At 61.6% G+C, this 21,424-nt stretch carries 15 protein-coding genes; 12 read left to right on the top strand and 3 right to left on the bottom strand.

Annotation, left to right across the window (positions count from 1 at the left end; all coding sequences use genetic code 11):
* The first annotated feature begins 87 nt into the window (after nucleotides 1-87).
* The 3 genes from O6760_RS30080 (at nucleotide 88) to O6760_RS30070 (ending at nucleotide 4,796) form a co-directional block, all read left to right on the top strand.
* Nucleotides 88-2,409 carry a methyl-accepting chemotaxis protein gene (locus O6760_RS30080; protein ID WP_269583334.1) on the top strand — a complete coding sequence of 774 codons (2,322 nt, stop codon included), beginning with the start codon at nucleotides 88-90 and terminating at the stop codon, nucleotides 2,407-2,409.
* A gap of 87 nt (nucleotides 2,410-2,496) precedes the next feature.
* Nucleotides 2,497-4,146: a cisplatin damage response ATP-dependent DNA ligase gene (locus O6760_RS30075; protein ID WP_269583333.1), complete on the top strand. Its 1,650-nt coding sequence runs from the start codon at nucleotides 2,497-2,499 to the stop codon at nucleotides 4,144-4,146.
* 116 nt (nucleotides 4,147-4,262) lie between these two features.
* Nucleotides 4,263-4,796 (top strand): hypothetical protein, encoded by a 534-nt coding sequence (locus tag O6760_RS30070; protein WP_269583332.1) that lies wholly within the window; start codon nucleotides 4,263-4,265, stop codon nucleotides 4,794-4,796.
* 56 nt (nucleotides 4,797-4,852) lie between these two features.
* Here the strand turns inward: O6760_RS30070 and O6760_RS30065 are convergent, their stop codons facing one another.
* The gene (locus O6760_RS30065; protein ID WP_269583331.1) at nucleotides 4,853-5,722 is read right to left on the bottom strand and encodes an acyl-CoA thioesterase; all 870 of its coding nucleotides are present in this window, start codon (nucleotides 5,720-5,722) and stop codon (nucleotides 4,853-4,855) included.
* Between the two features lie 449 nt (nucleotides 5,723-6,171).
* On the opposite strand from O6760_RS30065, the gene O6760_RS30060 reads away from it, so the two are divergent.
* Nucleotides 6,172-6,855 carry a response regulator transcription factor gene (locus O6760_RS30060; RefSeq protein ID WP_269583330.1) on the top strand — a complete coding sequence of 228 codons (684 nt, stop codon included), beginning with the start codon at nucleotides 6,172-6,174 and terminating at the stop codon, nucleotides 6,853-6,855.
* Between the two features lie 215 nt (nucleotides 6,856-7,070).
* The gene (locus O6760_RS30055) at nucleotides 7,071-9,563 is read left to right on the top strand and encodes a putative bifunctional diguanylate cyclase/phosphodiesterase (RefSeq protein ID WP_269583329.1); all 2,493 of its coding nucleotides are present in this window, start codon (nucleotides 7,071-7,073) and stop codon (nucleotides 9,561-9,563) included.
* 68 nt (nucleotides 9,564-9,631) lie between these two features.
* Here the strand turns inward: O6760_RS30055 and O6760_RS30050 are convergent, their stop codons facing one another.
* Nucleotides 9,632-13,153 carry a PAS domain-containing hybrid sensor histidine kinase/response regulator gene (locus tag O6760_RS30050; RefSeq protein WP_269583328.1) on the bottom strand — a complete coding sequence of 1,174 codons (3,522 nt, stop codon included), beginning with the start codon at nucleotides 13,151-13,153 and terminating at the stop codon, nucleotides 9,632-9,634.
* 289 nt (nucleotides 13,154-13,442) lie between these two features.
* On the opposite strand from O6760_RS30050, the gene O6760_RS30045 reads away from it, so the two are divergent.
* The 5 genes from O6760_RS30045 to O6760_RS30025 all read left to right on the top strand — a co-directional run bounded on the left by O6760_RS30045 (nucleotide 13,443) and on the right by O6760_RS30025 (nucleotide 17,947).
* A complete protein-coding gene (locus O6760_RS30045) occupies nucleotides 13,443-14,615 on the top strand; it encodes a pyridoxal phosphate-dependent aminotransferase (RefSeq protein WP_269583327.1) in 1,173 nt (390 codons plus the stop codon).
* Between the two features lie 41 nt (nucleotides 14,616-14,656).
* Nucleotides 14,657-15,895 (top strand): two-component system sensor histidine kinase NtrB, encoded by a 1,239-nt coding sequence (locus tag O6760_RS30040; RefSeq protein ID WP_269583326.1) that lies wholly within the window; start codon nucleotides 14,657-14,659, stop codon nucleotides 15,893-15,895.
* Nucleotides 15,892-16,503 (top strand): response regulator transcription factor, encoded by a 612-nt coding sequence (locus O6760_RS30035; RefSeq protein WP_269583325.1) that lies wholly within the window; start codon nucleotides 15,892-15,894, stop codon nucleotides 16,501-16,503. The genes O6760_RS30040 and O6760_RS30035 overlap by 4 nt, the downstream gene beginning before the upstream one ends.
* 137 nt (nucleotides 16,504-16,640) lie before the next feature.
* The gene (locus O6760_RS30030) at nucleotides 16,641-16,988 is read left to right on the top strand and encodes a response regulator (protein ID WP_269583324.1); all 348 of its coding nucleotides are present in this window, start codon (nucleotides 16,641-16,643) and stop codon (nucleotides 16,986-16,988) included.
* A 245-nt stretch (nucleotides 16,989-17,233) separates the two neighbouring features.
* Complete coding sequence (locus O6760_RS30025; RefSeq protein WP_269583323.1) at nucleotides 17,234-17,947, top strand: Crp/Fnr family transcriptional regulator; 714 nt, start codon at nucleotides 17,234-17,236, stop codon at nucleotides 17,945-17,947.
* Between the two features lie 129 nt (nucleotides 17,948-18,076).
* Here O6760_RS30025 and hemN read toward each other — a convergent pair whose 3' ends face one another.
* Complete coding sequence (hemN, locus tag O6760_RS30020) at nucleotides 18,077-19,441, bottom strand: oxygen-independent coproporphyrinogen III oxidase (protein ID WP_269583322.1); 1,365 nt, start codon at nucleotides 19,439-19,441, stop codon at nucleotides 18,077-18,079.
* Between the two features lie 86 nt (nucleotides 19,442-19,527).
* On the opposite strand from hemN, the gene O6760_RS30015 reads away from it, so the two are divergent.
* Complete coding sequence (locus tag O6760_RS30015) at nucleotides 19,528-20,277, top strand: glutathione S-transferase family protein (RefSeq protein ID WP_269583321.1); 750 nt, start codon at nucleotides 19,528-19,530, stop codon at nucleotides 20,275-20,277.
* 91 nt (nucleotides 20,278-20,368) lie between these two features.
* On the top strand, nucleotides 20,369-21,418 hold the full coding sequence (locus O6760_RS30010; protein ID WP_269583320.1) for an AbrB family transcriptional regulator: 1,050 nt from the start codon (nucleotides 20,369-20,371) through the stop codon (nucleotides 21,416-21,418).
* Nucleotides 21,419-21,424: the final 6 nt, after the last annotated feature.

Here is a 21,424-nt window from a genome sequence, read left to right as displayed (position 1 = left end):
GTGCCTATTATTTCATCTTCTGGTTATGGAAAATGTTAACCGGACGCCGCGTTCAATCGCCAAACTTCTGAAGTTTGGGGGATCTCCATGCTGAAATCGATTCGCGCGCAAATTGCACTTTTGGCAATTGTTCCGTTGCTGGCCTACGCGATCACGAGTTTTGTCGCCCTTTACGAGGCCGGTATGCAAAGCCGTCTGGCATCGGAAACCGTTCCGATCACGAATATCGCCGAGCGCGCCGAGGCGGCCCTGCATGAACTTCAGAAGGAACGGGGCCGAACGGCCGTCATGCTGGCTTCGGGCTACGCGGAGAAGCCGAAAAGCCTGCTCGCCAAGCAGCGGCAGGAGACCGATGCCGCGCTGGCCGACATGCGTGCCGAGGTTACCGCGTTCGACATCAGCAACAAACAGCTGCTCGACAAGGTCCGGTCGACTGCTGCCGGCCTTGACGATATTGCTGCGCACCGCTCCCGTATTGATGCCAAGTCGGTCAAGGGAGCGGGAAATCTGGCGTTCTATTCGGGCAAGGTCCGCGATCTGATCACGCTGATACAAAGCGCCGCCCAGGCAAATTCCGACAATGCGTATGCGGAACAGATGACACCGTTTCTCGCGCTGACGGAAGCCATTGAAGCCGGCGGTCTGGAACGGGCAATCGGCGGTCAGTTGTTTGCAATTGTCGGGAATACGGGCGAAGTGCCGTCCGACCGCTTCCTTGCCTATTACGACCGGCTTGCTGTCGAGACGGCTTTCCTGAACAACTTCAAAAGGGTCGCGACGCCTGAACAGGCGGCTTCGTTCAACAGCATGGTCGCCGGGGCATCGGTTGACCAGGTCATGGACTGGCGCAAGGTGCTGCGGACACTACCCGAAACGAAAGACGGCCAGGGCATTGAGGGGTCCGTGTGGTTCGGCAAGGCAACAGACCGCCTGAACCTCATCCGGGACTCGTCGCTGGAAATGCTCCAGTCCGCCAGGATGAGGGCGCAGGCGCTCGCCGTTTCGGCATCGTCGCATTTCAACTTTGTTCTGCTGCAAACCATCGTGGTTGTCGTGGTCACCCTCGGTATTTGCATCTGGCAACTGCGCGGCATCAACGGCCTGCTGAGCCGCTTGCGTGAAAACCTCGTGCGGATTTCTGAAGGCGACATCGACTTCAAGATGCCTTTCGACGAGCGCAAGGACGCCATCGGCGACCTTGCCCGGGCGGGGGAGATCTTTCAGGAAAACGCGAGGGTGAGGGCGACCCTGGAATCGGAAGCCGTCAAGGAGCGCGACCGCGAGCGCATGCGCCAGAACCATGTCGAAGGCCTGATTGCGAAATTCGAAAAGCTGATGGCAACCGTGAGCAGCGATGTGGACCGGAAAACCGGCGAGATGACGGAGATCGCGTCACGGGTGCGGACGATTGCGCAGGACGCTTCCGGTGCCGCCACTCAGGCAAGGGATGCCTCGACATCGTCTTCAAACAATGTCCAGACGGTTGCGGCGGCGGCGGAAGAGATGTCGGCTGCCATCCAGGAAATCATGAGCCAGTCGGAAAGGGCCTCGAGCGTTACCGAGGAAGCGACGGATGTTGCAAAACGCACGGACGCGAATGTTTCCAGCCTTGCCGACGCCGTCGATAAGATCGGTACGGTGGTCGAGATGATCCGCGCGATCGCGGAACAGACCAACCTTCTGGCCTTGAATGCAACCATCGAGGCGGCGCGGGCCGGGGAGTCCGGCAAGGGCTTTGCGGTTGTCGCAGCTGAAGTCAAGGAGCTGTCGACGCAGACCGCCAGGGCGACCGAGGAGATTTCCAGCCAGATTTCCTCCGTTCAGGGCCTAACCAACGAGGCGGTGGAGTCGATCCGTCTCATTTCCGGCGCGATCGGTCAGATCAGCGAGGTGACCGGTGCAATTACGGCCGCCGTTGGAGAACAGAGCGTGGCGACCCAGGAGATCTCGCAGAGCATCACCATGGCGGCGAGCGAAACAGGCAATGCCGTCAACAGTGCCGAAGCTGTGGACAAGGCAATCCGGTCCACGGCAGGCGAAGCGGAATCCGTCGACCGTATCGCGGGTGAGGTCAGGCAGGTTGCGGATCAAATGGCGCACGGCATCGAGGGCTTCCTTGAGGAAATGACCCAAGACGTCGAGGAGCGCCGCCGCGCCAGCCGCAAACAGGAGCTGGGCCAGAATGTGAAACTGGTCACGGGGTCGGGCGAAGAAATCCGGACCCGGCTCATGAACAGCTCGGAAGGCGGCATCGGCGTCAGCGCCTTCCACGGGGCCCGGGAAGGCATGCAGGTCGCCTATGAAGATGTCTCGGGCAGGCGGTACCCCATGGAAGTGAAATGGGTGCGCGACAACGTTGCCGGTCTCCAGTTTCTGCAAGCGGAAGGCAGCAATGCTGTTGCGGCCTGACAGGTGCGGTCTTGATCACCGGACCTTGAGTGTCATCTAACCGGGAAGGACTTGTCCTGAACCGTTTTTCCCGGTTGGATCGTGACCATGCATGCCTTCGCCCGATTGCTTGACAGGCTCTCGCTTGAGCCCCGGCGCCTCGCCAAGGAGGCGTTGCTGGTGCGCTATTTCCGGGAGATACCGGATCCGGAGCGCGGATATGCCCTGGCGGCGCTTACCGGGGGGCTGAGTTTCAAACATGCCAAGCCCGCGCTGCTGAGAGCCCTGATCGGCGAGCGGACCGATCCGCGGTTGTTTGCGCTGTCCTATGATTTTGTCGGCGACCTTTCTGAAACCATTGCGCTGATGTGGCCGCGAACGGAACGCTTTCCGGCCCGGTCCGCGCCGCCGCACTTGTCCGAGGTTGTCGAAAATCTCGAAAATGCGGGAAAGACCCAGGTGCCCCGTCTCTTGTCGGACTGGATGGATGCGCTTGACGAGACGGGCCGCTGGGCCTTGTTGAAACTCGTCACCGGCGGAATGCGGGTCGGTGTGTCCGCCCGGCTTGCAAAGACGGCCGTCGCCAGGTTCGGTTCCCTGGACGTGGCTGATGTCGAGGAGGTCTGGCACGGCCTTCAGCTTCCCTATCTTGACCTGTTCGCCTGGGCAGAGGGGCGCAGTGGCCGGCCGGAAACACGTGATCCGGCACCGTTCCGGCCGGTTATGCTGGCGCATCCGCTCGACGAGGAAAAGGACCCCGGCCAGTTGGAGGCGGCAAGGTTTGCGGTGGAATGGAAATGGGACGGGATCCGCATCCAGGCCGCGGCAGGGCGGCTGGAAAGCGGTCAGGAGATCCGGCGCCTTTACAGCCGAACGGGCGAGGACATTTCCAGAGCCTTTCCGGATGTGGTCGAGTTGCTCGACTTCGAGGCCTGCATCGATGGCGAGCTGCTGGTGGTCTCCGATGGCAGGGTGCGGCCGTTTTCCGATCTTCAGAAAAGACTCAACCGCAAGACCGCCGGACCGAAGCTGATGCGCGACTATCCGGCTGCCATCCGCGTCTACGACCTGCTCAGCCTCGGGAAAGAAGACCTGCGCGGTCTGCCGTTTTCCGAGCGCCGCAGGAAGCTGGAAACATTTGTTGCCGGGCTGCCGGACCGGCGGATCGACCTGTCGCCGATGGTGACGGTCGAGGGCTGGGAAGGCTTCGCCGCTGCACGGGCCAATCCGCACGCTCACTTGACGCAGGACGATGCCGAGGCTGTCGAGGGTCTGATGCTGAAAAGATGGGACGCGCCCTATGTCACCGGCCGGCCCAAGGGGCTCTGGTACAAGTGGAAGAAGGAGCCGCACCTGATCGATGCCGTGCTGATGTATGCGCAACGCGGCCACGGCAAACGCTCTTCCTTCTATTCGGACTACACGTTCGGTGTCTGGAAGGATGGCGACGACGGTCCGGAACTGGTGCCGGTCGGCAAGGCCTATTTCGGTTTCACCGACGAGGAGCTGCGGCAGATTGACCGGTTCGTCCGTAACAACACCACCAACCGGTTCGGTCCCGTTCGCGAGGTCGCCTATGGCAGCGAAACCGGGCTCGTTCTGGAAGTCGCCTTCGAGGGGCTCAACCGGTCCGGCCGCCACAAGTCCGGTGTTGCCATGCGCTTTCCGCGAATTTCACGTCTGAGATGGGACAAGCCGGCGGCTGAAGCCGATCGCCTGGAGACGCTCGAAAGGATGCTGCCGGCGCGGTCTGGTTAGCGGCGGTCGGGATTGAATGGCGAAAAAACCGCGATTGGCCGTGCTTTGGCCACGGAATCATGGCACCCATTGTAGAAACACGAACAGTCGGCACATGCCGGCACCGGAGAGGCTCCATGACGATCCGCACCCCCCTGTTCGCGCTTGTTGCCGCTGGTTTGACCGCGGCCATGCTGAGCACCGCCGCCGCACAGGACAAGATTGCGCCCGAAGATGCCGAAGCTGCGACGGACGGACAGCCCGGACGGTTTTCCCTCGTTGCCGTCGACGGGGACATCCTGAGAATCGATCGCCAGAACGGCACGGTTTCCATCTGCCTCGAGCAGAACGGTGCCTGGCGCTGCAATCCGGTTCCGCTTGCGGAGGAAGCCTATCTCGCCGAAATCGGTGAGCTTGCCGGCGAGGTCGACCGGCTGTCAGCCCGCCTGGCGGAACTTGAAACCGGGGTTGAGGAAACGGATCGCCAATTGCCGCCGGGAGCAGCGCTGGACCGCCCGGAAAAAGGCCCGGACAAGAAGGATGGTTCCGCGCCTTTGAGCGAGGAAGACGAAGAACTTGAAAAGGTCCTGACCTTCACCGAAAGCGCGATGCGGCGTTTCTTCGGCATGGTCCGCGATCTCCAGAAGGACTTCGAGAGCGACGGGAACTGAGCCGTACGCTCAGGAAACAATCTAATTCCAGGCTGCCCCCAAATTGTCACTGCAGCCTAGTCGATCAGCATCTTGTTGATGGCCTGATGGGCTTCGGGTGGCAATTCGACCGCGCTCCGTTTGGCAAGATCCATCGTCAGGGCAACGACATCCAGCGTGGCAACGAGCCGGCTGGTTCTGCTTTCAAACAGATGATGGCGCATGGAGAATGTCTTGGCGCCAACACCGGTGAAACCGGAGATGACGAGCATCATGTCACCCGATTTCAGCGGCGTTGCCCAGGTGAGTTTCATTTCCACGGCAACCCGGCCGTAGCCGTTTTCGGTCAGGTAGCCATGGCTCATCGGCGTGCGTTGCCAGACATGGGCGACACCGTCGGTGCAGCAGGACAGGGCGTAGCGGTCGTCGGCCTTGCCGTCGATCCCGAGGTCCCGCGGCAGAACCGTGCCGCGATAGATGATCCTGGCTCCCTTGGCCTCCAGTCCGGACAGGGTGGTCCTCGCGTTCGCGGGACCCGCCGGAATTCCCTTCGGGCCGGCCTCCGCAATCATCGATGTCTGGTAGTCCTTGAACCGCTGCCTCAGGGGTTTGACCGAGTTGGCGTTCGGTTCGTAGCCGTCCAGGGCTGTTGCCGCGAGCTCACCGGTGGCGCCGTCGCGCAACTCGTGGATGACGGTCAGCATGTGCGGACCGTCAAAGGCAATGCTCGAATGCACGGTGATCAGGTCGCCTGTTCGCAACTCGGAATGAAACCGGACATGACGGACCCTGCGAGCGCCCACGAGGGTTTCGTTCAGTCCGCAAAGCAATCGGAATTGGCGGTCAGCCTCGTCGAAACGGCTGAAGTAGAATTGGACGTTTAGGTGGTCGTTCTCATCGCATTCCCAGCGATTGACAAACGAAAACAGGGTCGCCTGAAGAGTCATGATAGGGTTCGCACACTCAGTGATTTTGATTATCTGTTGTTCTCGGGCAGCTCATTTGTTGCTGTCTTTGTGGTGATGAGAAACATGAAACGTGGACTGTGATCAAGGAGCCTATCCGACGATGCCGTGATGTTTGAAGATTATTTTTCAGGCAGGACGGCTGCGCTGCAGATCCTGGGTTGCTCCAAGGGAGGCGCTGCAATTTTGAGGGGTTTCCACGGGCCCGATTGCACATCGAATGTGTTGGGAGCCTCCGCAGAAATGCCAGCGTAGGTCAAAAGCATGGTTTGACTTGCGCGTAACCGGTGTTGCAAACATACTTCCAAAAGGCCGCAACAAAGTGTCACTGCCTTGAAGTCAATTGACCTGAGCGCGCGCCGGGAGGAATGGGCGAGCGCCAAATCGGGGGCAATTTGCACATTCAAGGCCGGTGAGGGAGGAATAGCAACGTGTCGGCGACAACGTATCGGTTCATAATCGCGGATGATCACCCCCTGTTTCGGGGCGCCCTGCGCCAAACGCTGGAAACCCAGTTTCCGGATGCCGCGATCGAGGAGGCGGGTGCCCTGGAGGACGTGACCAACCGGCTGGAACAGGATGGCGACGTGGACCTGATCCTGCTGGATCTGTCTATGCCCGGGATGCGCGGCTTCTCCGGGCTCATGTATTTGCGCGCGCAATATGCGGGCGTGCCGGTGGTTGTCGTCTCGGCCAACGAGGATCCGCAGGCGATCCGGCGGGCGGTTGAATTTGGCGCCTCCGGCTTCATTCCGAAGTCGCACGGGATCGAGGTGATCCGCGAAGCCATATCCGAGGTCATGTCGGGCAACATGTGGACACCGCCGGATGTGGATCTGGCCGCGGATGATGGCAGCGGCGACCTCGTCCAGCGGCTTTCCACCCTGACGCCACAGCAGGTCCGCGTTCTGATGATGTTGTCGGAAGGGCTTTTGAACAAGCAGATTGCGTACGAGTTGTCCGTGTCCGAAGCGACCGTCAAGGCACATGTTTCCGCGATCCTGCAAAAGCTGGGTGTCGAAAGCCGGACCCAGGCGGTCATCGCCGCTTCGAAGATCGAGGCGGGTCAATGGCAGCTGGGCGGCGAAGCCACCGAAGCCGCAAGCGCACAGTAGCCGCACGACTTCGTCACGCGGTCTCCGGTTCCAGAGATGGAACCGGTGCAGGCAACGCGTGAGAAAATGCCCTGCCGCATCCACACGTTGCTGAAAGAGTTGCAAGTACCGCCGAATCCGGGGGTGCGTTTTTACCGGAATTTCAGGGAATAGCTGTAACGGTAGGTTCCGCGGGGCTGTGCCGCGCACGGTCGAGACCCAATTGCGGAGACAAAATGCGGCTCAGCTCCAACTGGAACCTGGTCCTTCAGACGATTTGTATGGCCTTTCTGAAGCCGGGACAGACGTTCCAGGCTGCGAGCCGTTTTCGGCCTGCGGAACAGGCCGGCACAAAGGCGTCCGACCCGGCTCAGGCATTCCTGCTGGCGTTCGGGCACCCGGTTGTTGACGAATTGCTGGCTCGGCGGGTGCGGGCTGCACAGATTTCCAGCATTGCCAGGCTGACGCCCCTCATTGTCTTTGCAAATATCATCAACACGCTGGTCATCACGCTGGCCTTCCGGGACTTTGTCCCGATCGGATTTCTGACGCTTTGGGTGGTCTCGGTCGTCGCCTTTCTGGCTTACACGACGCTGAGATGGATCAAGGCAAACAGGTCGCCGGTCGACCTCGCGTCCCGCAGGTCGTTGAAAAAGGCGGTCTTGCACGCGACCGTGTTCAGCGGCCTCTGGGCGGTCGTTCCGATAACTGCGTTTGCGTACGGGGATCCGGACGGTATCTGGATGGCATCCTGCGTCACCACGGGCATGCTTTGCGGTGGTGGTTTCACGCTTGCGACCGTGCCTCAGGCAGCCTTCCGCTGGGTCGGGATTCTTTACCTGTCGGCCCTTGTGTCACTTGCCATCGGGCAAACCACGGACTTGTGGCCATTGCTGCTGCTGTTGACCAGCTACACGCTGGTGGTGATCGGCAGCGTGGCCTCCGCGGGCTGGCTGTTCTCCTCGCATTTCCTGGCGGAAGCCGAGCTGGAACAACGGGGTGAACTGATTGCGCTGCTCCTCAATGAATTTGAGGAAAAGGCCAGCGACTGGATCTGGGAGACAAACAGCCGTGGCGGCTTGCGCAATGTTTCCGACCGGTTCCTGAACGCCAGCGGCAAGTCCCGGCCGGTACTGGAAACCATGCGCATGGTCGACCTCGCCTACACGCTGGAGGAAGATGACGCCCGTTCCGCGGTGGCGGTCCTCGAAGACGCCATGAAAACGCAGAACGCCTTTCGTGATGTCGTGATCGGTGTCGACGTGAATGGCGAGGAACGCTGGTGGTCGCTGGCGGCCCGTCCGATGTACGACGATCATGGTTCCTTCACGGGGTACCGCGGTGTCGCCTCCGACGTCACCGAGGCACGGCGTGCCAGCGCGCTGGTGTCGCATCTGGCGGAACATGACTCCCTCACCGGGATCGGCAATCGCAGCTGGTTCCTCAAGGAGGCCGAGGCGCTCCTGGAGCGACAGCACCAATTCGGCGACAATACGCTGACGCTGTTCCTCATCGATCTGGACAATTTCAAGGTTGTCAATGACACCAGCGGTCACCCGGCCGGCGACGAACTGCTGCGTCAGGTTGCGAGCCGGTTCATGTCCTTGAGCGAGGACAAGACCATTCTCGCACGGTTCGGCGGTGACGAGTTCGCAGCGCTCGGTCAATTCGACGATGACGAGACGGCCTATGCCTTTGCGGACGAACTGGTCAACGTGACCCGGAAACCGTTCCGAATTTTCCGGCGCGATTTCGCCATCGGCGCGACGGTCGGTTTTACCCGCTTCCGCGACAGCCGCGACACGCTCGATGATCTGATGCGCAAGGCGGATATCGCGCTCTACAAGGCCAAGGAGGGGGGCCGGGGCCGCGCTCTTGCCTTTGAACATGAAATGGAACGCGAGGTGCGTGAGCGCCGAGAGCTTGAGGCCGACCTGCGAGAAGCCTTCGAGTACGAAAAGCTCAATGTCGATTTTCAGCCGATCGTGGAGGCCAGGTCCGGCAAGGTGGTTTCCAGCGAGGTTCTGGTGCGTTGGCTGCACCCTGTCCGGGGGGAGGTGCCGCCGGACACGTTCATTCCGATCGCGGAACACGCGGGTCTCATCCTGCCGCTCGGCAACTGGGTTCTGAGAAAGGCCTGCGCGGCCGCTGCCCGGTGCCCGGAACTGAACAGCGTCGCGGTCAACCTGTCGCCGGTGCAGTTCATGGACCCGAATCTGGTCGAGCACATTTGTTCGGTCTTGCAGGAAACGGGTTTCCCGCCGGAGCGTCTGGTCCTGGAAATCACCGAATCCGTGTTTCTCCGGGACTTTGGCTCCGCCGCCGCCAAGCTCCAGAAATTGCGTGACCTCGGCATTTCAATCGCCCTGGACGATTTCGGAACCGGCTACTCCTCACTGTCCTATCTGAGACAGTACAAGTTCGACAAGATCAAGATCGACAAGTCCTTCGTGGACGAGATCGGCGAACGCAGCGACGGTCTCGCGATCATTTCCGCCATCATCGCACTGGCGCACAATCTCGGTCTCGAAGTGACGGCGGAAGGGGTGGAACGCCAGTTCCAGGTCGATGCGCTGCGCACGCTCGGCTGCGACACCATGCAGGGATACTATTTTGGCAAGCCGCATCCCAATCCGCTGATGGTCGCCCAGATCAGGAAAGAGGACTGGGAAGACCGTTCACCCAGTACCGCACCGAAGAACCCGGCTGACCTGCGCTCTGCCTCCTGAAGCTTTGTACGACAGGTTTTGCCCGCGGCGGGAAGCGCAGGAAGGCGCAATATCGGTCCTGAGCCGGTTTATTCGGCGGCCTGGCCGGCCTGGCAACGGGCAAGGTGAGCGCGCAAAGCCGCCGGTTTCAGCGGTTTGTTGAAAAAGGCGATGTCCTTTTCGCTGGCCTCGGTGCGAACAGCGCGGCTTCTGTCCGCCGTGATCAGGATGGCCGGGATCTGCTGTCCGAATTTCCAGCGCAGCTTGACGATCGCCTCGATGCCGGTGCCGTTGTCCAGATGATAGTCGGCCAGGATAACGTCGGGTGTGAGCCCTGCCTTGTTCAGCTCGATGGCCGCCTCCGTGTCATCGGGCGCGGTCACGACCCTGCAGTGCCAGTTCGTCAGCAGGTGCCGCATGCCGCTCAGGATATCCGGTTCGTTGTCGATGGCGACGACGCAGAGGCCGTCCAGTTGGCCGGCAGGGGTCGAGTGTTGCTGCATCGGGACAATGTCGGGAATGGACGCGGACCGCGGTAATTCGACCGAGAAACAGGAACCGCGATTGGCCTCGGACCGGAGTTTCACCGGATGGTCCAGCACGTGGCTGATACGCTCGACGATGGACAGGCCCAGGCCGAGCCCCTTGGCCACGCGCATGCCGTCATCCAGGCGGTGAAATTCCTGGAAAATGGCTCTCTGCTTGCTTTTCGGGATGCCCATGCCCGTGTCGTGGATCTCGACGAGGACACGGTTGCCGCGCTGGCGGCATCCGACGAGGACGCGGCCGTGCTGCGTGTATTTCAGGGCATTGGAGACAAGGTTCTGCAAAAGGCGCCGAAGCAGCCTTCTGTCCGTGCGCACGGAAACCGAGGTCGGCACGATCCGGAGCTCCAGCCCCTTTTCTTCCGCGACCGGCCGGAAGTCGAGCGCCAGTCCGTTCAGGAGTTCGTCGAGGCGGAACACCGTCGGCTCGGGTTTCAGGGCCCCGGTATCCAGCCGCGAGATGTCGAGAACGGCGCCGAGAATGTCCTCCACCGATTCCAGTGCCATTTCCACGTTGCGCACCAGCGCGCCGTCGTCACCTTCCTTGAGTTTGTCGACCAGGACGGAGGCATAGAGGCGTGCCGCGTTCAGCGGCTGCAGAATGTCGTGGCCGGCGGCCGCCAGGAAACGCGTCTTGCCGATATTGGCTTCCTCGGCCGCACGTGTGGCCTCCACGAGCCGTACATTGACATGGGTCAGTTCCTCGGTCCGCTCCCGCACCCGCCGTTCCAGGGTTTCGTTCGCCCGGGCTAGCGCTTCTTCGGCCATCACCCGTTCCGTGATGTCGGTGTAGGTGGTCACGATACCGCCATCAGGCATGGGGCTGATGCGGACTTCGAAAACGGTTCCGCTGGATTCCAGCTTTTCCTGAAAGGTTTCCTGGAGGAGGACCAGTTTCTCGATGCGGTCCGCGATGATGCTTTCAACCGGACCCGCGCCGTGTTCGCCCCGTTCGGCATTGTAGCGCAGGATCGCATCCAGGGTAGTGCCGACCTGCCCGTATTCCGCCGGCAATCCGAGCATGTCGCGGTACTGGCGGTTCCAGCAGATCAGCCTGAGGTCCCGGTCAAAGACGGCGATGCCCTGACGGACCTGGTCGAGCGCGGTCTGCAGCAGGTCCCGGTTGTACTGGATCGCCATTGAGGCGTCGTCGAGCAGCTTGACTGCGCCCTTGGTGGACGGGTCGTGCCGCTTCAGCATCAAGGTCAGGACCAGGCGGGACGAGGCCGCGCCGATCGCGCTGGCCAGCAGCTGTTCGGAGAACCGCAGCAGGTTGGCGTCCGCCAGAATATTCGGATCCAGTTCCTTGCCGCGTTCGCTGGCGAACCGGCGGAAAGACCGCTCGGTACGTTCTTCTCCGAGATAGCGGGCGACCGTTGCCTGCAGGTCGCCGGCGGTCACGGAGGTGCGCCAGTAGCGCAGGTTCGGCGAAGGAGCCAGTTCCACAGGCACGAAGACATTTGCCTGCAGGGTCTCTGCCGGCAGCGGCTTCCTCAGGAAGGACGCGCCGACAAACAGGAGGATATTGACGAAAAGGCTCCACAGGGTGCCGTGAATGAAGGGATCGGCCTCGATCCCGAGCAGCGCCTGGGGCTTCAGCATGCCGAAGCCGAAGGGGCCGGTTTCAAGGAACCCGTCCGAGATCAGTCCCGATTTGGCGAAGGTCGGCAGCAGCAGCGTATAGGCCCAGATCAGGAAACCGCCGCTCAGGCCGGCGATCGCCCCAAGCGACGTTGCCCGCCGCCAGAACAGGGCGCCGACAAAGGCCGGGGCGAATTGCGCAATGGCCGCGAAGGACAACAGCCCGATCGAGACGAGCGCGGCGGTGTTGCCCGCGGCCTTGTAATAGGCATAGGCCAGCAGCAATATGCCGAAAATCGCCAGGCGCCGGATGGTGAGCAGGCTGTTGCTCATGTCCTGACCGGTGGCGTTGATGATCTCGTCTTCGCTGTGGCGTCTGAGCATCAGCGGCACGACGATGTCGTTGGAGATCATGATGGCGAGTGCGACTGTCGCCACGATTACCATGGCGGTTGCTGCGGACAATCCGCCGATAAAGGCAAACAGCGCCAGCCAGCTCTGGCCCGCGTCGATGGGCAGGGCGAGCACGAATGTGTCCGGGTTGACGTCCTGTCCGAAGCGCAGCAGGCCGGCGGCGGCAATCGGGATGACGAACAGGTTGATCAGCACCAGGTAGACGGGAAACATCCATGTTGCGCGCCGCAGTTCCGCGTCGGAGTTGTTCTCCGTGACGGTCACGTGAAACTGGCGCGGCAGCAGCAGTACGGCGAAGGCGGACAGGGTCGACATGACCAGCCAGTTGCCGATATTCAGAGGCCTTTCAAACAGGTCGGCGACTTCTGGTGCCTCGGATATTGCCCGGATGAGATCGACGGGGCCGTCGAACAGGAAATAGGTGACCCAGACGCCGACCGCCAGGAACGCCAGCAGCTTGACCACCGCTTCGGTGGCAATCGCCAGCATCAGGCCTTCCTGGTGTTCGGTGGCGTCGATGTGCCGTGTGCCGAAAGCCCAGCTGAAGATTGCCATACCGAGCGCAATCAGCAGCGTGATGTCGTCGAAGACCGGGGTGAAGATGTCGCTGGGCGAGATCAGCGGACCGACCATCGTGGTGATGGAAAGCGACACGGCCTTGAGCTGCAGGGCGATATAGGGAACGACGCCGATCACCGCGATCAGCGTTGCAAGTGCGGCCACGGATTGGCTCTTGCCGTAGCGGGCGCCGATGAAATCGGCAATCGAGGTGATGCTCTCCGTCTTCGAGATCCGGATGATCCGCTGCAGGAGCGGGTAGCCGAGGGCAAAGACGAGCAATGGACCGATGTAGATCGTCAGGAATTCGATGCCCGTGCGGCTGGCGTTGCCGACGGAGCCGAAAAAGGTCCAGGACGTGCAGTAGACCGAAAGCGACAGTGCGTAAATGAACGGACGGCCGCTCGAGCGTGGCGCCTTGCGGCGAGTCATGCGGTCGCCATAGCTGGCAATGGCGAACAAGCACAGGATGTAGGCCGTCGCGGCCAATATCACGAGCCATCCATGCAGCATGGTCTGCCTTGCCGTCCTCCCGAGCGGTTAAGTGTTTGCCGCGCCTCTTGCCGGGTCGCTTCAAACTGTTGCACGGAGCTGTGTTCCGCTGCAAAGCCCGATCGGAACACAGCTAAGTTGTTCTGTCTATTCGCCTTGTGAACGAGACCGGCAGCGGCGAGGCTCAATATCCATGAAGCGCGAAGCAGGCAACCGATCACGGATGGTGAAGTTTCCTTCACATCCTTTCATGAATCATCCCGCGGCAAACCCGCTAATGTGCGCTGACGAAACGTGGAAGGAAATCGATTTGACCAGCCTGATCGACCGGTTGAGCGCGGGTGCACGCGGCGCTCCGGAAAGCGGAATTGTCGAGGTGTTCAATGCGGGGTGGGGCCGCGAGGACCTGATTCCCCTCTGGGCGGGCGAGGGCGATCTGCCGACGCCGGAGTTCATTCGCGATGCCGCCAAGGCCTCGCTCGACCGTGGGGAGACCTTCTACACCTACCAGCGGGGCATCCCGCCCCTGCGCGAGGCACTTGCGGCCTATCACCGGGACCTTTACGGGCGCTCCTTTTCTCCGGACCGGTTTTTCGTGACCGGGTCCGGAATGCAGGCGATTCAGCTTGCGGTTCAGGCCGTCTGTGGCAGCGGCAGCGAAGTGATCGTGCCGACACCGGCCTGGCCGAATATAACGGCTGCAGTCGAAATCCATGGTGCTCGCGCGGTTACCGTGCCGATGCACGAAGACGACAACGGCTGGGAACTGCGCATCGAGGATATCGAGGCGGCGATCACGCCGCGAACGACGGCCCTTTTCCTGAACTCGCCCTGCAACCCGACGGGCTGGGTTGCCGGTGAAAGCCTGTTGAAGGCGTTCCTCGATCTGGCGCGCAGGCACAAGCTCTGGATCATTGCCGACGAGATCTATGCCCTGTTCCACTATGGCGAGGGGGAGCGGTCCCCCTCCTTCTATGACATTGCCGACGACGACGACCAGATCATTTTCGTCAATTCCATGTCCAAGAACTGGGCCATGACCGGTTGGCGTGTGGGCTGGATATCGGCTCCGGCCGAGCTGGGGCAGGTGTTTGAAAACCTGATCCAGTATTCGACGTCGGGCGTGCCGTCCTTCTCTCAATGGGCCGCGGTCGCGGCATTGACCGACGGCCGCGCGTTTCTCACCGAACAGGTGGCGAGAGCACGGGCGGGTCGGGACTGTGTGCTCAAGGGGCTCAAGGCGTTGAACCGTGTCAGGGTGGCGCCGCCACAGGGGGCGTTCTACCTGTTCTTTTCCATCGACGGCGTAACCGACACACGTCAGTTCGCGCTCGACCTCGTGCGCCAGACCGGCGTTGGTCTGGCACCGGGAACAGCTTTCGGAGACGGCGGCGGCCATTGTTTGCGGCTGTGCTACGCCCGCAGCCAGGACCAGTTGGAGGAGGCGGTGCGTCGAATTAGCGCTTGGTTGCCAGCAATTTAGGGTTTCACAGGGTTGCTGGTATACGGGAAACCCCTTAAACCTTGACTGGAAGTGATTTCCATTTGGGTGCCGGGATGGTCCGCGACGGCGTTATTGAACAAGATGAAGAAAATGCCGCGGTAACGGAAGCGCGGCTTGCCAGCGTGTTCGATACGGCGGCGGACGGCATGGTTGTGATCAACGACCGGGCGCAGGTTCTGGCCTTCAACAAGGCCTGCGAGCGCTTGTTCGGCTATGAGGCGGCAGACCTCCTGGGCCGCAATGTCAGCAGGATCATGCCGGAAGAATATGCCCGCGCGCATGACCACTATGTCCAGAATTACCTCGACACGGGCCAGCGAAAGATCATCGGCATCGGCCGCGAGGTCCTGGCGCGCCACAAGGACGGAACGGTCTTTCCGATCGAACTGTCGGTCGGCGAGGCATCCACACCCTGCGGCCGGCAGTTTATCGGCATTCTGCGTGACTTGCGGTCCCGCAAGCAGATGGAAGACCGGCTGGCCAAGACCCAGGCGCAGCTACTGCACATGACGCGAATCAGCGCCCTGGATGAAATGGGCGCTGCGATTGCACACGAGCTGAACCAGCCGTTGACGGCGGTCCTGCTCTATCTTCAGTCGGTGTCCCGGAAGACCAGGACGGATGGGTCGCTTGACCCGCTGATACTCGAGGTGATCGACAAGGCCGTTCGCGAGGCCGAGCGGGCGGGCGAGATCATTCAGCGCATGCGCCAGCTCGTGGAGAAAAAGGCTCCGGAACGCCAGGCAATCGAGGTTTCCGATCTGGTCGGGACGTGCCTGGAAATGGCCGAGCTCGGGAGCGGCGAGGGCGCATCCTACATGCAGGCCGACATCGAACCCGGCTTGCCGGCCCTGAAGGCGGACCCGGTACAGATCCGGCAAATTCTCATCAACCTTCTGCGCAATGCGCGTGAAGCGGTTGCGGACAAGGTGGGGCGCGAAGTTGTTCTGTCGGTCCGCCGCAACGCGGACAGGCTGGAATTTCGCGTGACCGACAACGGCCCGGGCGTCCCGGAAGAACTGGTCGATGGCCTGTTCCGTGCCTTCACGGGAGCCAAACACAAGGGCGTCGGGCTCGGCTTGGCCATCTCGCGCTCGATTGCGCAAAATCATGGCGGCGATCTGCGCCTGGAAACGGGGCAGGGCGAAAGCGGTGCCTCCTTCCTGCTGACCCTGCCGCTCGATCCGCAGGATGATGATCCGGGCGGATTGCTTGCCACCATCGGAACTGACGACAAACCAGGGAACGCACACAAATGAAAGCTGACGCGGAGGCCATCTACATTGTTGACGACGATCCAGCGGTTCGCGACGCCCTGTCGGTTCTGTTCAACATGGAAGGTTTTGTCGTCGAGACCTTTTCCGACGGCGATGCCTTCGTGAATTCCGCGCTCAAGTCCGTACCGGCCTGCGTGATGCTCGATGTGCACATGCCGGGCCGTTCCGGGATCGAGATCCTCAAGGCACTCAATGCCGAGAACTACCCCGCGCCGATTTTCATCATTTCGGGGCAGGGTGATATTCCGATGGCGGTCGAGGCGATCCGCAACGGTGCATTCGACTTCGTGGAAAAGCCTTTTTCCGCCGAGACGGTTCTGGAACGGGTCCGCGAGAGCATCGCCGCCACCAAGCAGCGCAAAGACGACGCGGCTGCGCCTTCTTTCCAGGGTGCGGACCTGCTGACCAGGCGTGAACTTGAAGTGCTGAAGGAAATCACCGACGGTGCCTCCAACAAGGAGGCAGGACGCACGCTCGGCATCAGTCCCAGGACGGTCGAAGTGCATCGGGCGCGCATCATGGAAAAACTCGGTGCCCGCAACGCGGCAGACCTTGTTCGCATTGTATTGGGGCATCCGAACCACGATTGATCCGGAGCAGACATGCTCCAAGATCGAACCTTGAGATACGTAATCCCTCGAAAGCGTAGTATTGCGTACATCACCCATGTCAAAATTGGCGTATATAGGCCGATGGTCCGGGCAATCCCGCCCGGCTTGAAGGGTGAATGTGCGTGATCGTTCATATCGTCGAAGATGACGAGGCGGTGGCTGACGCGCTTGCGGTTGTGCTGCAGGCCCTCGATCATCATGCCGTTACGTATCGAGACGGCGAGACCTTTCTTGCATCGGGCGTCCCGTCTGCCGGAGACCTTGTGATTGTCGATCTGGGGCTGCCCGGACGGAGCGGTTCCGAGATCGTGCAGGAACTTAAGAACCGGAATGATCCGCCGAGCATTGTCGCCATTTCCGGAAAGTCGCACACCAAACTGCAGCGGCACTTGCGTGATCTGCCCGACCTGACTGTTCTCAGAAAACCCTTGTCGATTGAGATGATTACCGCTGTCCTGGTGTAAGGCGCAGCGGGTTTTGTCTTCCGCGCGCCTGCTACGATGCGTCTCATATGTAGTTCTTCTTACGCAGTCGAACGAATTTCTTCAGGCCGGTTAGAGGGTTAGTGTTCCTCCTGCAAGCTGCGAAGCGTCGGACGGGACGCCATGCGCAGCTGGCCTTTCTCCGGACGCATGGACGATCGGCGTCGGGGAAAACACTGCGGCACTGCCGCAATCAGTTGCCGTGCAAGATGCACGAAGGAGGGACTATGGCTTATTTCGACGCGGGCCTCCCGGGCCAGGGCACCGGTGCAAGACATCAAGGCGTACCGCTTTGCACTCCCAACGGGACATCATTTTCTGATTTCGGCGGCAAGGTGGCGCATTACGACACCCATGCCGTCATCTACTATGAAGGCGACCCTGCCAGGCGGCTCTACGAGCTCGTCAAGGGATCGGTGATGCTCTACAAGCTCTTGCCGGACGGGCGCCGCCAGGTCGTTGAAGTCCTGCGGCCGGGCGACATTTTCGGTCTGGCCGGCGGCGAGGAAAACGATTGCACTGCCGAAACGCTGACGGATGCCGAAGTTCAGGAAATCGATCTCCGGCACGTGGAGCGGTCCGACGAATTGCAGCGCACCCTGACCAAAAGCCTGACCAACCAGATGCGGCTCCTGCATGAACACGCCGTGCTGCTCGGCCGCAAATCCGCGGTGGAGCGGGTTGCCAGCTTCCTGCTGCACCTGGTGCCGGATCGTGGCGGAGTGGGCTGTGTCGGACCGGCGGAGGCCGGGGGCGACGGGTATGACCTGCATTTGCACATGACCCGCCAGGAAATTGCCGATTATCTCGGCCTGACCATCGAGACCGTCAGCCGTGTCGTGTCCGACCTGAAACGCAAGGGCGTGATCCGGGTCGACAAGGCGGACAAGATCCATCTCAACAAGGTCTGCAACCTCTGCCAGATGACCGGCATGCACTGACCGGACGTCACCTTTCTGACTTTGCAAGAGCCGCGGTTTCGCGGCTCTTTTTGTTTCAGTCGACGGCGATGTCGCAATTCAGGTTGCGCGAGGCGATGCCTTTTCCTTTCCGCGGCGCCGGCCGCTGGCTCATACGGCCGCCGAGTGCCGCGCCTTGCCATGCGCCAGGTAGGCATCAAAGGCTGCCGCGGCGAGACGCACATAGGGGCGGCCAGCCTCGGTCACCGCGACCCTGGCATTGTCGTTTGTATCCGTTTCAAGCCGGACCAGCCCGTCCGCGGCAAGCTCGCCCAGTGTTGCGAGCGCGTCCTGCAGATGGCCGGGTGTCAGGCCGTAAGACTTGCAGACCGGCGTCAGGTCGCATTCGTAGCTGGTCATGATCTCTTCGATGATGCGCCCGCGCAGCCGGTCGTCGGTCGACAGGGCCAAGCCTTTGGAGACCGGCAAATGTCCCTTTTCCACGGCGCGGCGCCAGTTTCCGACATCAGGCATGTTCTGGACAAAGCCGGAGGACAGTTTGCCGATGGAGGAAACGCCGAAGCCGATCAACTGGTCACCCTGGTCGGTGGTGTAGCCCTGGAAGTTGCGTTTCAGCGAGCCGTCGCCAAGCGCGATGGCCATGCTGTCGTCGGGGCGGGCGAAATGGTCGAGCCCGATGGCGACATAGCCGGCCTTGAGAAGCTCGGCACGGGCCAGGTCCGCCAGTTCGAGCCGCTCGGCGGCCGAGGGCAGGGTGCTCTCGTCGATGAGCCGCTGGTGCTTGCGCATCCAGGGTACGTGTGCATAGCCGAACAGCGCAATCCGTCCGGGTGACAGCGTCAGGGTTCTTTCAACGCTGTCCAGGATGGTTTCGCGGCTTTGTCCCGGCAGGCCATACATCAGGTCGAAATTGAGCGCGTTCAAGCCGGCGCCGCGCAGATGCGCCGCCGCCCTTGCCACGGTCTCATAGGGTTGAACGCGTCCGATGGCCTTCTGGACGCCCGGATCGAAATCCTGAACGCCGAGGCTTGCCCGGTTGACACCGATCAGCGCCAGAGTTTCGGCGAGCTCCGCAGTGACCAGCCGGGGATCGAGCTCGATGGCGTGTTCCAGATCCTCCGCCAGGTCGAAATGGACCCGCATCAGGCCGGCAAGATCGACCAGGCTCTGCCGCGGCAGCAGGCTCGGCGTGCCGCCACCCCAATGAATATGCCGGACAGGGCCGGCCTGTGTCAGGTGGGAGGCGACCAGGCCGATTTCCGCGCCAAGTGTCGTGGCATAGGCCTTGAGTGGCGCATCCTGGCGGGTCGCCTTCGTATGGCAGCCGCAATAATGGCAGAGTTCCCGGCAGTAGGGAACGTGCAGGTAGAGCGACAGAGAGTCGTCCGGTCCGACCGCTCCGAGCCAGTCGGCATAGGTCTCTGCCGTAACCCCGTCGTGAAAATGGGGCGCGGTCGGATAGCTGGTGTAGCGCGGAACGCTGCGCATGGCGTGGGAGAGCGGATCTTTCATCATGCGGTCATTTAGGCTGCCGACGCTTCGGGCTGCCTTGATATTGCTCAAGGCGGAAGCCGAACCGAAAACAAAAGAGGAAAGCCGGCATGAACCAGTGTCTTCCTTCCGGGCATGACCAGGGTGCAAGCGGAACCACGCTGACGCGATACCGGCTGCACGGGTCTCCCGACAGCGCGAACCTGGTGGTCCGCATGGTCCTGGAGGAACTTGGTGCAGCCTATGACTATGTCCCCGTTGACAGGGCCGCCGCGCAGCAGAAGTCCAGGGCCTATCTTGATCTCAATCCGCAAGGGCTGATCCCGGTCCTTGAAGTTCCCGGCCAGGATGCGCCGCTGTTCGAGACCGGGGCGATCCTTCTCTTCCTGTGTGACCGGTACGGGGCGCTTGCTCCGGAGGCGACGTCACCGGCGCGCGGCCGGTATCTGAAATGGCTGTTTTTCCTGTCCAACACACTTCATTCGGACCTGCGCATTTCCTTCAAGGTGGAACGCTACCTGCCCGATGAAACCCGGCAACAATTGTTTGCGGACACATTGCTGGGCCGGATCGCCGCGGCTTTCCGTCATCTGGAGGCGGAACTTGACGCGTCAGGTGGCCCATTCCTGTTGGGCAGGGAACTCACCTGCGTTGACATCTATCTTGCCGCCTGTGCACGCTGGACACAGATCTATGGCAATAAGGGCAGGTGGGACCTCGCGGCAACGCCGCTTCTGCGTGGGGTGTGTGAGCGCCTCGAGGAAAGGGCCGCACTCCGCCGGGCCTGCGAAAGGGAAGGAATTGAGGGGCTGCCCTTCACGGAACCAAAGCCGGTTTCGCTGGCGGGCGTGACTGATTGATATTGATTATGTTGATCCATGCAATCAATCATGAAAGGTCGTTTTCTTCGCGCTATAGCTCCGGATGTCCGATGATGATATCCGGTTGCCCATGACGCTCTCCCAAATAAAGACTGCCGCGCTCCGCCTGGGCCTGACGCTGGTGATCGCAGCCTGTGGCGGCGCGATTTTTCAGGTTATCGGCCTGCCGGCGGCATGGCTCTCCGGCGCGATGGTGTTCGTGGCGGTGGCAACGCTGGCCGGTGCCCCGACCCTCTTGCCGAACAGGCTGCGCGACGCCCTGTTCATCGTCATCGGAATTTCCATGGGGGCGGGCGTGCGGCCGGACGTGGTCGAGCGGGTCGGGGAATGGCCGATCTCCATGGCGCTTCTGGTGCTGGTTGTCGTCTGCGTCACGCTCGTGGGCTACGTGGTCCTGCATTTCGGTGCGAAGTGGTCGCGGGAAACGGCCTATTTCGGCGCCATTCCGGGCGCGCTGTCCTACGTGATCGCACTGGCGACCGACCGCGGCGCCGATTTGCCCCGGATTGCCTCCAGCCAGTCGCTGCGCCTGTTTGTACTGGTTGCGATCCTGCCATTCGCGGTGGTGTCCTCCAGCGGCGCGGTCGGCGGGAACGGCAGCGCGCCGTATGTCTCCAGTCCGCTCGAGACGCTGCTCGGCGTGCCGTTGTGTCTCGCTGCAAGCTGGTTGGCGGTCAGGCTCAGGGTTCCGGGTGGCTGGATGACCGGGGCATTCTTCATGAGCGCGGGGCTGAATGCCTCCGGTGCGCTGACGCTGGTGCTGCCGCATTACGTGGTGGTGCCCTCGTTTGTCATGATGGGCGCCATGATCGGGTGCCGCTTTGCAACCATGACCTTCCGCCAGTTCGTGAGTGTGCTTGGCGCTTCCCTGGCCGCGTTCAGCGCGGCCTTCCTGACATCGATTGCCGGTGCCCTGCTCGCGTCGAGCCTTGTCGACATTCCCTTCGGCCAGGCACTGCTGGCCTACGCACCGGGGGGGCTGGAGGTGATGACGCTGCTTGCCTTCATGCTCGACCTCGACCCGGCATTTGTCGCCGCCCACCAGATCGCCCGCTTCACCGGCATGGTGCTGCTCCTGCCGTTTGTCACGGGGCTTGTTCTGGGGCGGCAACAGCCCTGACTGCAT

Origin of the sequence: Roseibium sp. Sym1 (genome assembly GCF_027359675.1) — a bacterium.
Taxonomy (GTDB): domain Bacteria; phylum Pseudomonadota; class Alphaproteobacteria; order Rhizobiales; family Stappiaceae; genus Roseibium.
Note: the sequence above shows the minus strand (reverse complement) of the source record. Positions and strands in the feature narration are given on the sequence as shown.

Excerpts from the sequence above, each read along its gene's own strand:
- O6760_RS30080 (WP_269583334.1), top strand. The coding sequence starts at position 88 with ATGCTGAAATCGATTCGCGCGCAAATTGCACTTTTGGCAATTGTTCCG.
- O6760_RS30075 (WP_269583333.1), top strand. The coding sequence starts at position 2,497 with ATGCATGCCTTCGCCCGATTGCTTGACAGGCTCTCGCTTGAGCCCCGG.
- O6760_RS30070 (WP_269583332.1), top strand. The coding sequence starts at position 4,263 with ATGACGATCCGCACCCCCCTGTTCGCGCTTGTTGCCGCTGGTTTGACC.
- O6760_RS30065 (WP_269583331.1), bottom strand. The coding sequence starts at position 5,722 with ATGACTCTTCAGGCGACCCTGTTTTCGTTTGTCAATCGCTGGGAATGC.
- O6760_RS30055 (WP_269583329.1), top strand. The coding sequence starts at position 7,071 with ATGCGGCTCAGCTCCAACTGGAACCTGGTCCTTCAGACGATTTGTATG.
- O6760_RS30050 (WP_269583328.1), bottom strand. The coding sequence starts at position 13,153 with ATGCTGCATGGATGGCTCGTGATATTGGCCGCGACGGCCTACATCCTG.
- O6760_RS30035 (WP_269583325.1), top strand. The coding sequence starts at position 15,892 with ATGAAAGCTGACGCGGAGGCCATCTACATTGTTGACGACGATCCAGCG.
- O6760_RS30030 (WP_269583324.1), top strand. The coding sequence starts at position 16,641 with ATGTGCGTGATCGTTCATATCGTCGAAGATGACGAGGCGGTGGCTGAC.
- O6760_RS30025 (WP_269583323.1), top strand. The coding sequence starts at position 17,234 with ATGGCTTATTTCGACGCGGGCCTCCCGGGCCAGGGCACCGGTGCAAGA.
- hemN (WP_269583322.1), bottom strand. The coding sequence starts at position 19,441 with ATGATGAAAGATCCGCTCTCCCACGCCATGCGCAGCGTTCCGCGCTAC.
- O6760_RS30015 (WP_269583321.1), top strand. The coding sequence starts at position 19,528 with ATGAACCAGTGTCTTCCTTCCGGGCATGACCAGGGTGCAAGCGGAACC.
- O6760_RS30010 (WP_269583320.1), top strand. The coding sequence starts at position 20,369 with ATGACGCTCTCCCAAATAAAGACTGCCGCGCTCCGCCTGGGCCTGACG.